Here is a 13,040-nt window from a genome sequence, read left to right as displayed (position 1 = left end):
CCGGCGCCCGGGACACCGGTTGGGGGGCCGCCCCCCCTCAACCGGTGCCTGCGGTGTCCGCGGTGCCGGCCGCGTCCGCGGTGCCGGTGGTGCCGCCCGTGTCCGTCTCCCCGTCCCGTGCCGGGACCGGGACGCCCATGACCTCGCGGGCGTGGCGGGACGGGATCATGCCCAGGCGGTAGCCCTGCCAGCCCTCGGCGGGATCCACGCCGCGGTCCAGCATCACGGCGTACGCCTCCACGCAGTCCGCCAGCTTCGGATCCCGCGCCGGATGGCCGCCGGCCAGCGACGCCAGCGCCTCCCGTGCCGCGTCCTCGCCGCCCGCGGCCGCGTACGGCAGCAGGGTGGCCCGCAGCAGCACCGCCCAGTCCGCGCCGCGCAGGTCCCCGTACGAGCGGAACAGCGCCAGTGCCTCCTCGCACAGCGCGACCGCCTGCGTGGCCTTGCTGTTCCCCGCGTCCACCACCGCGAGCTCCAGGCACGTCCACGCCTCCCCGTGGGCCACCCCGATCCGGTGGAAGTCCGCCCGCGCGTCCACCAGCAGCTGCCGGGCGAACCCCGAGTTCCGGAGGTTCCCGGTCTGCGCCGCCCGCAGGTCCCGCGTCACGCGGCCCGAGTGGTGCCGGGCGCAGGCCAGCCCGTACACGTCCCGCATCCGGGAGAACATCGTGCGGGCGCGTTCCAGCTCCCGGACCGCCTGGTCGGCGTCGCCCTGCTCCTCCAGCGCCTGGCCCAGGTAGTACAGGGTCCACGCCTCACCCCGCGCGTCCTCCGCCTCCCGGTGCCGCAGCAGCGCCTCACGCAGCCGGTCCACCGCGGCCGAGGCGTCGCCGTCCACCAGCCAGGCCCGGGCCAGCTGCGTCATCGCCCACGCCCGGCCGCGGTCGTCGTGGGTGCGCCCGTACAGGTCCAGCGCCAGCCGCAGCTCCGCGTCCGCGGCGGGCACGTCGCCCATCCGCAGGTACACCTGGCCGCGCTGGAAGTGCGCCCAGGCCTCGCCGTGCAGGCTCTCGCTGTCCCGGTGCAGCCGCAGCGACTCCGCCAGCAGCTCCAGCGCCTCGCCCAGCCGGGCGTTGTCCCGCTCCACCGAGGCCAGCGCGTGCAGCGCCCAGGCCCGGTCGCCGGCCAGCTCCTCGCCGGTCTGCAGCGCCAGCGCCTCGCGGATCCGCGCCGCCGCCTCCGTCAGGTTGCCCTGGTGGTGCAGGGTGATGCCCAGCGAGACCAGGGCCCGCGCCGCGCCGGACTCGTGCCGGGCCTCGAAGTACGAGTCGACCACCGACGCCAGCGTGGTGCGCGCCTTGTCCAGCTCGCCCAGCTGCCGGGCCGCGATGCCGGTACGCCACTGCACCGACCGCACCAGCAGCCCCTGGTCCACGGCCTGGGTCAGCTCGTTGATCTCCCCCAGCCGGTAGAGGTCACCGCGCAGCAGGCAGTAGTCACACAGCGCGCCGAGCAGGTCCAGCACCGCCCGCTGGTCCACGCCCTCGGTGTGCCGCAGCGCCGCCGTGATGAAGCTCGACTCGTCGTCCAGCCACTGCAGCGCCGCCTCCAGGGAGGTGAAGCCGTGGCCGCCGACCGCGCCCTTCACGAAGGTGTCGGCGCGCGTCGAGGTCTTGCCGTCGACCATCCGGATCACGGTGTCGGCCAGCTGCGCGTAGTTCCGGATGAGCCGCTCGTGGGCCGCCGCGATCTCGGTACGGTCCTCCTCCTCCACCAGCTTCGCGGCCGCGTACGAGCGCACCGCGTCGTGCAGCCGGTACCGCTCGCCGCGCACGTGGTCGATCAGGCCGGTCTTGGCCAGCTTGCCCAGCAGCCGCTGGGCCTCCGCCTCGTTGGTCTCCGTGAGCGCGGCCGCGGCCGCCGCGCCGAGCGAGACCCGGCCGGCCAGCGCCAGCCGCCGCAGCAGCCGCCGCGCGGGGTCGGCGAGGTGCGCGTACGACAGGTCGAGCGCCCGCTCGGTCACGTCGAGCGAGCCCGCGCGGTCCCGCAGGTGCAGCTCGAACCGGCGGGCCGTGTGCGTGCCGAGCAGCGGGCCGGTCAGCCGCAGCGCCAGCGGCAGGCCGCCGGTGAACCGCTGGATCGCGGCCAGCGCCTGCTCGTCGTACACGCTCGTGCCGGCCGCCTCGACCGCCTCCCGCAGCACCTCGGCGCCGTCCTGGTCGGCCAGCGCGGTCACCGGCAGCTGGTACACCCAGGCGGGGGTGTCCTCGGGCAGGGCCAGCGGCCGGCGCGCGGTGACCAGCACCAGCGAGTCCGAGCGCTCCGGCACCAGCAGCCGCACCTGGGCCGGGTCCGCCGCGTCGTCCAGGACCACCGTCACCGGCAGCCCCTGGAGGTGCTGGTGGTACAGCTCCGCCAGCCGCCGTACCTGCTGTTCCGCGGAGGACCGCTCACGGAAGAGGAGCTGCTCGCGGGGGGCGCCCAGCCGGTTCAGCAGGTGCAGCAGCGCCTCCCGGGTGGGGAGCGGGGTCTCGCCGCTGAGCGAGCCGCCCCGCAGGTCCACCACGCAGGCCCCGCGGTACTGGTCGCGCAGGTGGTGGGCGGTGCGGACGGCCAGCGTGGTGCGGCCCACGCCCGGTTCGCCGTGCAGCACGACGACCACGGGCCGGGTCTCGGTGCTGGCCCGGGCGGCCTGCACCCACTGGGCGATCCGGGCCACCTCGGCCCGCCGCCCGGCGAACGGTCCGGCCGGCTCCGGCAGCTGCCCGAAGGACTGGGCCAGTACGTTCCGCCGCCGGGCCGCCGCGCTGCGGTCCGCGCCGCGCAGCTGCGGGGCGGCGGCGGTCTGCTTCGGGACGGTGCGGCGGGCGGCCTCGGAGACCATCCGCTGCTGGTCGAGGAAGGGCCGTACGCCTCGCACCTCCAGCGCCGTCAGCCACTGGAGCCGCAGCTGTTCGGGGCCGCCCGGCTGGCCCAGGGCGCCGGCCCTGCGGTGGGCGGCCGGCCAGTAGTCGGCCGCGACCTTCGCGGCGGTGGCCGCCGCGCCGGCTGCCGCGACCACCGCCCCGGCACCGAGTGCCGCACCGGCCTCCAGGCCCAGGGCAAGGTCGGTGACGGAAGCGGTCAGTGCGGCAACGCCCGTCACCAGGGCTGCCGTTGAGGCGCTCACCCGGAAGGCGGCGCCGAGCGAGGGAGCCCCGGCGGCGGCTTCGTCGAGCGCCCGGGTGTAGGCGGCGTACTCGGGAGCGGCCGCGGACGCCATCGCGTCCAGCGCCTCTCTCGCCCGGACGAGCAGCGGCCCCTGCTCCAGCCGCCCGCCGGACCGCCGCACCTCCTCCTCGACGGCCCGCGCCACCAGCTGCTCCGCCTCGCCCCGATGGCCGTCACGCATGCGCATCCCCCTCCGAAGAGCCTGGCCAGGAGGACCAGTGTGCGGCGCGGAAGTCGCCCGCGCGAGAGAACGCCCGCCGGATGGCCCGGAGTTGAGCAGGATCAGAGCTTCGCGCCAAACCTCCGTCCGGGATCCCGGTGCGGCCGCGCGCACCCGGCGTCCCCGCTGCGCCCCGGCACGGCCACCCGGACCTCCTCCCCTTTTCCTCTTTTCCCCTTTTCCGGTACGGGGCCCGGCTCCGGTTCGTGGCTTCCGGCGATGGGCTTCCGGGCGTGGGGCAGGATGTGCGCATGCCGAACCACCTCGCTCATGAGACCTCCCCGTACCTGCTGCAGCACGCGGACAATCCGGTGGACTGGTGGCCCTGGTCGCCCGAGGCGTTCGCCGAGGCGCGGGAGCGGGGGGTGCCGGTGCTGCTCAGCGTCGGGTACTCGAGCTGCCACTGGTGCCACGTGATGGCGCACGAGTCCTTCGAGGACGAGCTGACGGCGGCCTACCTCAACGAGCACTTCGTCAACGTCAAGGTGGACCGCGAGGAGCGGCCGGACGTCGACGCCGTCTACATGGAGGCGGTGCAGGCGGCCACCGGGCAGGGCGGGTGGCCCATGACGGTGTTCCTGACGCCCGACGCCGAGCCCTTCTACTTCGGTACGTACTTCCCGCCGGAGCCGCGGCACGGGATGCCGTCCTTCATGCAGGTGCTGGAGGGCGTGCGCACGGCCTGGGTGGGGCGCCGGGACGAGGTGGCCGAGGTCGCGAAGAAGATCGTGCGGGACCTGGCCGGGCGGCAGCTCGACTACGGGCGGGCCGGTGTGCCGGGGCCCGAGGAGCTGGCGCAGGCGCTGCTCGGGCTGACCAGGGACTACGACTCCCGGCACGGCGGGTTCGGCGGGGCGCCCAAGTTCCCGCCGTCGATGGTGGTCGAGTTCCTGCTGCGGCACCACGCCAGGACCGGGGCGGAGGGCGCGCTCCAGATGGCCGCCGACACCTGCGAGGCGATGGCGCGGGGCGGGATCTACGACCAGCTCGGGGGCGGCTTCGCGCGGTACTCGGTGGACCGGGCGTGGGTGGTCCCGCACTTCGAGAAGATGCTGTACGACAACGCGCTGCTGTGCCGTGCGTACGCGCACCTGTGGCGCAGCACCGGGTCCGGCCTGGCCCGGCGGGTGGCCCTGGAGACCGCCGACTTCATGGTGCGGGAACTGCGCACGCGGGAGGGCGGCTTCGCCTCCGCGCTGGACGCCGATTCCGACGACGGCACGGGGAAGCACGTCGAGGGCGCGTACTACGCCTGGACCGCCGCCGAGCTGCGCGAGGTGCTCGGCGACGAGGACGCCGGGACGGCGATGGCGTACTTCGGGGTGACCGAGGAGGGCACCTTCGAACACGGGAAGTCGGTGCTCCAGCTCCCGCAGGACGGGCCGGTGGTCGAGGCCGCGCGGATGGCCTCGATCCGGGAGCGGCTGCTGGCCGCGCGGGCGTCCCGGCCGGCGCCGGGCCGGGACGACAAGGTGGTGGCGGCCTGGAACGGCCTGGCCATCGCCGCGCTGGCCGAGTGCGGGGCGTACTTCGACCGCCCCGACCTGGTCGAGCGGGCCACCGAGGCGGCGGACCTGCTGGTGCGCGTCCACTTCGACGCGGCCTCCGGGCGCGCGCGGCTGGCCCGGACCAGCAAGGACGGCGTGGTCGGCGGCAACGACGGGGTGCTGGAGGACTACGGCGACGTGGCGGAGGGCTTCCTCGCGCTGGCGGCGGTGACGGGGGAGGGGGTCTGGCTGGAGTTCGCCGGCTTCCTCGCCGACCTGATCCTGGACCAGTTCACCGCCGAGGACGGCACGCTGTACGACACCGCGCACGACGCGGAGCAGCTGATCCGCCGGCCGCAGGACCCCACCGACAACGCGGCGCCGGCCGGCTGGACCGCCGCCGCGGGTGCGCTGCTCTCGTACGCCGCCCACACCGGCTCGGAGGCGCACCGCACCGCGGCGGAGCGCGCGCTGGGCGTGGTGCACGCCCTGGGGCCGCGGGCCCCGCGGTTCATCGGGTGGGGGCTGGCCGTCGCGGAGGCGCTGCTCGACGGGCCGCGCGAGATCGCCGTGGTCGGGCCCGCCGACGACGCCGCCCTGCACCGGCTGCACCGTACGGCGCTGCTCGGGACGGCGCCGGGTGCGGTCGTGGCGGTGGGGGAGCCGGGCGGGGACGAGTTCCCGCTGCTGGCCGACCGGCCGCTGGTCGGGGGGCGGCCGGCGGCGTACGTCTGCCGGCACTTCGTCTGCGCGGCGCCGACCGGCGACGACCGCGCGCTGGCGCGTGAGCTGGGCGCGGTCAGGTCGTAGTCGTGGAAGAGGCCGCCGGCTGAGTGCCGGCGGCCTCTTGCGCGTGCGCGTGCGCCGTCCTCGTGCGCGTGCGCCGTCCTCGCTACGCGTGCGCGTACGCCACCAGCGAGATGCCCACGTAGTGGGTGATGAAGGCCGCGAGGGTGAGCGAGTGGAAGACCTCGTGGAAGCCGAAGAAGCGCGGTGAGGGGTTCGGCCGCTTGATGCCGTAGATGACCCCGCCCGCGCTGTACAGCAGGCCGCCGACGATCACGAGGACCAGTACGGCGATCCCGCCCGCGCGCATGAACTCGGGGAGGAAGAAGACCGCGGCCCACCCCATCGCGATGTAGCAGGGGGTGTAGAGCCAGCGCGGCGCCCCGACCCAGAAGACGCGGAAGGCGATGCCGGCCGCGGCCGCGATCCAGACCGCCCACAGCAGGGTCCGTCCGGTGGAGTCGGGCAGCAGCAGCACGGTCAGCGGGGTGTACGTCCCCGCGATGATCAGGAAGATGTTGGCGTGGTCCAGCCGCCTCAGGACCGCCTCGCCGCGCGGCCCCCAGGTGCCCCGGTGGTAGAGCGCGCTGATCCCGAAGAGCAGGCAGGCGGTGAGTGCGTACACGCCGCAGGCCACCCGCGCGCGGGTCGAGTCCGTGAAGGCCATGAGGACCAGGCCCGCGATCACCACGGCGGGGAACATCCCGGCGTGCAGCCAGCCGCGCATGAGCGGCTTGGCGGGGGCATCAAGAGTCATGGCCGCCATGCTACCTACGGGTCCGTAGGTTGCCGGGAGGTGTCTTTTGCCGATTGTTCGCTTTGCCGAAGATTGAACCGAGTGGCGATGCTCACGTGAGAGGCCCCCTGGACATATGGGCACACGACACGGATGATCAGATGAGTGCGGTCGGCACCGGATGAGCAGCTACGACGCGTCCGGGTCGCAGCCCCCACGGGGCATACATCTTAAAAACCCCTCTACAAGGAGCAATCGTGGCGCGCGACAACGCGGCTCCCCTTTCCACCCCCACCAACCACCAGGAGCTCGTCTCCTGGGTCGAGGAGATCGCAGCCCTCACCCAGCCCGACCGGATCGTCTGGTGCGACGGTTCCGAGGCCGAGTACGAGCGCCTGTGCGAGGAGCTCGTCGCCAAGGGCACGTTCAAGAAGCTCGACCCGATCAAGCGCCCGAACTCGTACTACGCGGCCTCCGACCCCACCGACGTCGCGCGCGTCGAGGACCGCACCTTCATCTGCTCCGAGAAGGAGGAGGACGCCGGCCCGACCAACCACTGGAAGGCCCCGGCGGAGATGAAGGAGATCTTCGCGGGAGAGAAGGGCATCTTCCGCGGCTCCATGAAGGGCCGCACGATGTACGTCGTGCCCTTCTGCATGGGCCCCGTCGGCTCGCCGCTGTCCGCGATCGGCGTCGAGATCACCGACTCCGCCTACGTCGCCGTGGCGATGCGCACCATGACCCGCATGGGACAGCAGGTCCTGGACGAGCTCGGCACCGACGGCTTCTTCGTCAAGGCCGTCCACACGCTCGGCGCGCCGCTCGCCGAGGGCGAGGCCGACGTGCCGTGGCCCTGCAACAGCACCAAGTACATCTCGCACTTCCCGGAGACCCGCGAGATCTGGTCCTTCGGCTCGGGCTACGGCGGCAACGCCCTGCTCGGCAAGAAGTGCTACGCCCTGCGCATCGCGTCCGTCATGGCCCGCGACGAGGGCTGGCTGGCCGAGCACATGCTCATCCTGAAGCTCACCCCGCCGCAGGGTGAGGCCAAGTACGTGGCCGCCGCCTTCCCGTCCGCCTGTGGCAAGACCAACCTCGCCATGCTGGAGCCCACGATCCCCGGCTGGACGGTCGAGACCATCGGCGACGACATCGCCTGGATGCGCTTCGGCGAGGACGGCCGCCTCTACGCGATCAACCCCGAGGCCGGCTTCTTCGGCGTCGCGCCCGGCACCGGCGAGCACACCAACGCCAACGCCATGAAGACCCTCTGGGGCAACTCGGTCTTCACCAACGTCGCGCTGACCGACGACGGCGACGTGTGGTGGGAGGGCATGACCGAGGAGGCGCCCGCGCACCTCGTCGACTGGAAGGGCAACGACTGGACTCCGGACTCGGAGACCCCGGCCGCCCACCCCAACGCCCGCTTCACCGTGCCGGCCGCGCAGTGCCCGACGATCGCCCCGGAGTGGGAGGACCCCAAGGGCGTCCCGGTCTCCGCGATCCTCTTCGGCGGCCGCCGCGCCTCCGCGGTGCCGCTGGTGACCGAGTCCTTCGACTGGAACCACGGCGTGTTCCTCGGCGCGAACGTCGCCTCCGAGAAGACCGCCGCCGCCGAGGGCAAGGTCGGCGAGCTGCGCCGCGACCCGTTCGCCATGCTGCCGTTCTGCGGCTACAACATGGGCGACTACATGGCCCACTGGGTCAAGGTCGCGGCCGACAAGGACCAGTCGAAGCTCCCGAAGATCTACTACGTGAACTGGTTCCGCAAGAACGACGCGGGCAAGTTCGTGTGGCCGGGCTTCGGCGAGAACAGCCGCGTCCTGAAGTGGATCGTCGAGCGCCTCGACGGCAAGGCCGAGGGCGTCGAGACCCCCATCGGCATCCTGCCGGCCAAGGACTCGCTCGACACCGAGGGCCTGGACCTGCCGGCCGAGGACCTCGACTTCCTCCTGACGGTGGACAAGGAGGTCTGGCGCGAGGAGGCGGCGCTGGTCCCCGACCACCTCAACACCTTCGGTGACCACACCCCGAAGGAGCTGTGGGACCAGTACCACGCGCTCGTCGAGCGCCTGGGCTGAGCCCCGACCCCCGCGAGGGGGTGACGAAGAACGTGGGAGCCCCCGACCAAGCGGCACCCGACGCAGCAACGGCCCGCCGGTCCTCGTGACCGGCGGGCCGTCGCCGTTCCGCGGCGGTCCTCAGCCCCGGCAGCGCGGGCCGGTCCTCAGCCCCGGCAGCCGTCCGGCTCGGGCCGGTCCTCAGCCCCCGGTAGCGCGGGCCGGTCCTCAGCCCCGGCAGCCGTCCTGCGCGCGCAGCCACTGCGCGGCGGCCTGCGGCGCCCGCTCCTCGCCGGTCTCCTCGTCCGGGGCGAGCGGGCCCTTGTGCACCGTGCCCGTACGGTCGGCCTCGTACGACCCGGCGAGCAGCAGCAGGGCGCCGTCGGACAGCCGGTGGGCCGCGTTCCCCGTCGTCAGGCCGGCCGTCGGCTCGCCGAAGGTACGGGTCGACGGGCGGCCACGGAAGGCGATGACCGCCGCTTCGGCGGCACTGGCCGTGCGGTTGCTCGTCAGCACGGCGACCGGCGGCCCGGGCCGGGGGAGCGGCGCGGCCGGTCCCCAGTCGCGGAGCTGCCCGCCGGGCGTACCGCTCCGGACGACCCACGGCGTACGCCCTCCGCCGGGCGTCACGAACGCACCCACCGTCCCGTCACCCAGGACCGCCCCCACCGCGCCCAGCAGCGGGAACATGTCGCCGCCCGGGTTGGACCGCAGGTCCACCACCCACCCGCACGTCCCCGCCGCGGCCGCCTTCGCCACGGCCTCCCGCCCCCGGCGCACGTACTCCGCACCGGCCCGCTCGTTGGGCACGGCCGGCAGCGTCACGTGCGCGATCCGTCCCGGCAGCAGCTCCACGGCCGGCGGCTCGGCATCCGCGGCACCGGTGGCCTCCGCCGCCTGCGCCGGATCCAGCAGCTGACTGTGCCGGTCGCCCAACTCCCGCAGCGCGTCCCGGATCGCGGGGTACGTCTGCGCGGGCGTCCGGGCCCGGTCCCGCTCCGCCCGCCGGAACGCCGCCTCCCGCACCGCCGCCCAGTCGGCGGTGTCCCGCAGCACCGAGTGCCGCTCCGCCACACCGAGGGCCTCCTCCAGGTACGCCCGCGCGCCGGCCCCCGACGCCCCGTCACCCGCCCCGCCCCCGGAGCACCCGGCCACGGCCAGCACGACCCCGGCCCCCAACCCCACCCACCTGCGCACGACGCCCTCCCCCGTTGATCACCCGTGCGCCGACCCTAGCCCGCATACGACGACGGCCCGCCGATCCTCCGACCGACGAGCCGTCGTACGCGCCCTTGCCCTACACGACTGCGATCACCCGATGGTCTGGTAACCGGAGAAGGCCTCGGAGGCCGTCATCCGGCTCGTCTCGCCGTCTGCCGACCAGTCAGCCCAGAAACGGATGCGCCCTGAACCCTTGGTGGTGAGCCACAGGTCGAACCGTCCGTTGTAGGTGAGATCCGGAACGGACACGAACTGGGGCACGTCCTCGACGCTCCAGTTGTCGGGACCGACCTTCGTGCGGGAGTTCAGGCTCAGGGCGTAGTCGCCGGCTGAATCCTTGCGGCCGTTGAACACCCACAGGGCGCCGCCGATGTCCGTACGGTCGTACCGCACGAGCAGGTCGAGGATGCCGTCCCTGTTCCAGTCACCGGGAGCTCCGAAGGTCACATCGGCGACGGTGGAACTGCCGGAGGAGATGGGGGTGTCGCTGCTGCCGGCCAGCAGGATGGGGTCCCGGTCGTCCATGTAGAAGCTCGGGGAACCGTAATAGAGCCAGACGTGCGTGCCGTCGTTCACCAGCAGGTCCGGGTAGCCGGGGATGTCGGGGATGTTGTCGTCGTCGACGTAGGTCGGCCCGTCGATGTCACCCACGGCGAGGATCTGCTTGGCCCCCTTGCTCCAGTGGTTGTTGCTGCTGATCCGGAGCTTCAGTTCCTTCTTGTCGTAATCCGAGTCCGAGCAGTTGCTGCACGCGAACCCCCATCCGGTGTTGGGGTGGAGCCACAGCCGGTGGGTGCTGGTCGCGCTGTCCTTGCGCAGGGCGACCAGGTCGACGAAACCGTCATCCGTCCAGTCGTCCCGGTGCGTGATCTTGTCCGCGCTCCAGTCGGCTTCGCTGGCGAGGGTGGTGGCCTCTACGAGGCTGCCGTCCGCCACCCCGTAGAAGCGGTGCAGCTTGCCATCCTTGTCGGTGCCCCAGAGGTCTCCGATGCTGTCTCCGTTGATGTCCCCCGGCTTGTCCTTCGCTGCGGGCCCGTTGACGTAGAACAGGTACGCGGCGATGTCCGAGCGGTTGCCCGCGTCGTCGTAGCTGCGGGCGTACACGTAGTGGGAGCCGGCCTTGGTCGGCGTCAGGTCCGCGTATGCGGTGCCGCCTTCTGCGTCGGGTTTGACCGTCTTGCGATCCGGGTCCCAGTCACTCCAGTACTCGTACTTGGCGACGTCCTTGATCCCGCTCGCACTGAAGGTGAATCTGCCCTTTGTGCGGACGCTGCCGGTGCCGACAGGCCATCCGTCCGCCCCGTCGGGAAAGACCTTCGAACTGATGCCGGGCGGGTTGCTCGGCCGGGTCGCGTCGAAGCGGAAGTGGCACGTGTCGGTCCAAGCGCTGTTCAGGGCGCCGTCTTCGGCACGGACGATCCAGCTGAAGGTGCCGGTCGTCGTAATGCCGACGTTGGTGAGCAGGTCCTTCAACCTGGTTCTGGAGAGGGGGAACGACGCCTGGGTGCCCGACGTCACGTCCACTGTGAGCTCTGCTTTGGTGCCGGGCTCGCCGTAGCCCATGGGCCACAGGACGAAGCGGCCCTTGACGGTGCCGCCGTCCGGGTCCTTGATGCCGGCCCTGAGCGTGATGTCGGTGTTGCCGATCTCGGTGTACGGAGTGTTGACGCCACAGTCGTCGCCCGTGTTCGGTGACGTCTGGGGCTTGCTCGGGGTGTTGGGGACGGTGTTGTAATCCGTCGTCAGCATGGCGGTGTTGACGTCGAACTTCTTCCAGGCATTGACGTTGTCCTCGTCCCTGTCGGGCACCTTCATGCCCAGCGTGATGTTGTTCCAGGACGTGGCCGCCGCCTGCTTCGCTCCGTCGGTCACGTCGTAGGCGAGGTTGGCTGCCGGGCATGACGAACTCCAGCCCTTGCTCTCCTGGGAGTAGGCGAGCCGGCGGGACCATCCTGGCTGGTTGGCCCATGTCGTCGCAGGACTGATGGGGCCCGTCAGCCAGAGTTCGGAGGTTGCGTCACTGCACGACCAGGACCAGACGTTCTTGATCCGGAAGGTTGACTTCAGGATCACCTTGTTCGTGTTCCAGAGGTTGTTCGTGTCCATCTGGAAGAAGGTGCGGGCCGTCCCCTCGGTCGAGTTCTCGTAACCGATCCGGGCCGTCGTCGTCCCCACAGTGCCGTCGCTGTTGTGCCAGGTCTTGCCGAGCCAGTAGCTGACGTCGCCGGTCTTCTTGTAGGCGATGGTCCAGGCTTCGCGGACCCCCGCCACCGAGTTGACCGTGGGATCGATGTACACGGGGTACACCGTGTTCTTGCCGCGGAGCATCTCGGCGTCGGGCGTGAGGCGCAGATGCCCGGCCGAGATCCTGGTCGGGATGACCGCCTCTTTGGCGCCGGAGCCGGCTTCGAACTCGTCCTTGGGCGGCGTCGCCTTTGCGCTCGACTTGGCCGCTGCGCTTGCTGTGGCCGTACCCGTTGGGCCGGCAGAACTGTCCCACATCCGCCCGGGTGAGGCCGCGAACACCACCTGCCCTGCCGGGTTCACGGCGCGCATGTTGCCGTGCTCGTCGGTTGAGGCCTGCACTCCCCGGCTGTCCAGTTTGAGCCGGACCTCCTGCAGCCGGGGATTGGCCGCCGCCGCCGCGTTCTTGACGATCAACAGCTGGCTGAAACCGCTTCGTCCGGCACGCAGCTTGAGGTCGATGCCAGGCAGGACCTCGGCGTAGGTCGCCTCGTTGCCTTCGACCGTCGGCTTGGGGAGCGGATCAGGCCAGGACCACGACATGCCGCGGCCGTTCTGATCCATGTTGACCAGCGGCCCCGCGCCGCCTCCGGAGAACGCCAGACCCATCTTGGTCGCCTTCGTGACCAAGGCTCCGCTGCGTGCGACCTGCAGCGATGGGTCGATGTCCACCAACCGGTTGTCCTTACGCACCCACTGCGGAACGACGTAGCTGTTCTGGGTGAACGAACCGGACGGATTGGCGAAAACCTGTGAGGTTTCCGTCCGGTGCGACAGGACCTCTTGAGGCTTGCCCGACTCGCGGGCTGCCGCTACCGCCTTGCCTTCCTCGACCGAAGTGCCGTGGCCGGAAATCGCGGTTGGTGTTAGAGCGACTTTGTCCTCCGCTTGCGCGGGAACGCCTGAAATGGCAATCAGAAGGCTCAGTGTCGCTGTTGTGGCGACACGTGGCAGCGCCTTGAAGTCCCCACCCCTTTGGCTTGTTTTCACTTGTACCCCCCTCAGGTGTGCGTTGTTTCCAACGGGACCTTATAGGCATGAGCTGGGCCATCGACAAGGGCATTGGGTGGCGGGTGAGGCGGGAAAATGCCGGTTGGAGGCCCGGTTTGTCCGAAGCGTCTACACCCTCACTGAGC

At 71.8% G+C, this 13,040-nt stretch carries 6 protein-coding genes; 2 read left to right on the top strand and 4 right to left on the bottom strand.

Annotated features, from left to right (window positions below; all coding sequences use genetic code 11):
- Window positions 1-37: 37 nt before the first annotated feature.
- Window positions 38-3,331, bottom strand: a complete 3,294-nt coding sequence (locus ACIQUR_RS13315; protein ID WP_403662989.1) for a tetratricopeptide repeat protein — start codon at window positions 3,329-3,331, stop codon at window positions 38-40.
- A gap of 290 nt (window positions 3,332-3,621) precedes the next feature.
- Between ACIQUR_RS13315 and ACIQUR_RS13310 the strand changes: the two genes are divergently transcribed.
- The gene (locus ACIQUR_RS13310; RefSeq protein WP_403662986.1) at window positions 3,622-5,667 is read left to right on the top strand and encodes a thioredoxin domain-containing protein; all 2,046 of its coding nucleotides are present in this window, start codon (window positions 3,622-3,624) and stop codon (window positions 5,665-5,667) included.
- A gap of 82 nt (window positions 5,668-5,749) precedes the next feature.
- Here ACIQUR_RS13310 and ACIQUR_RS13305 read toward each other — a convergent pair whose 3' ends face one another.
- Complete coding sequence (locus ACIQUR_RS13305) at window positions 5,750-6,409, bottom strand: hemolysin III family protein (protein ID WP_403662983.1); 660 nt, start codon at window positions 6,407-6,409, stop codon at window positions 5,750-5,752.
- Between the two features lie 227 nt (window positions 6,410-6,636).
- Here ACIQUR_RS13305 and ACIQUR_RS13300 point away from each other — a divergent pair, with 227 nt between their 5' ends.
- Window positions 6,637-8,460: a phosphoenolpyruvate carboxykinase (GTP) gene (locus ACIQUR_RS13300; RefSeq protein ID WP_403662980.1), complete on the top strand. Its 1,824-nt coding sequence runs from the start codon at window positions 6,637-6,639 to the stop codon at window positions 8,458-8,460.
- Window positions 8,461-8,667: 207 nt separating this feature from the next.
- Here ACIQUR_RS13300 and ACIQUR_RS13295 read toward each other — a convergent pair whose 3' ends face one another.
- Window positions 8,668-9,636 (bottom strand): S41 family peptidase, encoded by a 969-nt coding sequence (locus ACIQUR_RS13295; protein WP_403662977.1) that lies wholly within the window; start codon window positions 9,634-9,636, stop codon window positions 8,668-8,670.
- A 114-nt stretch (window positions 9,637-9,750) separates the two neighbouring features.
- Window positions 9,751-12,894, bottom strand: coding sequence for a VCBS repeat-containing protein (locus ACIQUR_RS13290; protein ID WP_403662974.1), 3,144 nt, complete (start codon window positions 12,892-12,894; stop codon window positions 9,751-9,753).
- Window positions 12,895-13,040 lie beyond the last annotated feature (146 nt).

The sequence above is a fragment of the Streptomyces sp. NPDC101132 genome, from assembly GCF_044759225.1.
Lineage (GTDB): Bacteria > Actinomycetota > Actinomycetes > Streptomycetales > Streptomycetaceae > Streptomyces.
This window is presented reverse-complemented; position numbering and strand designations above follow the sequence as displayed.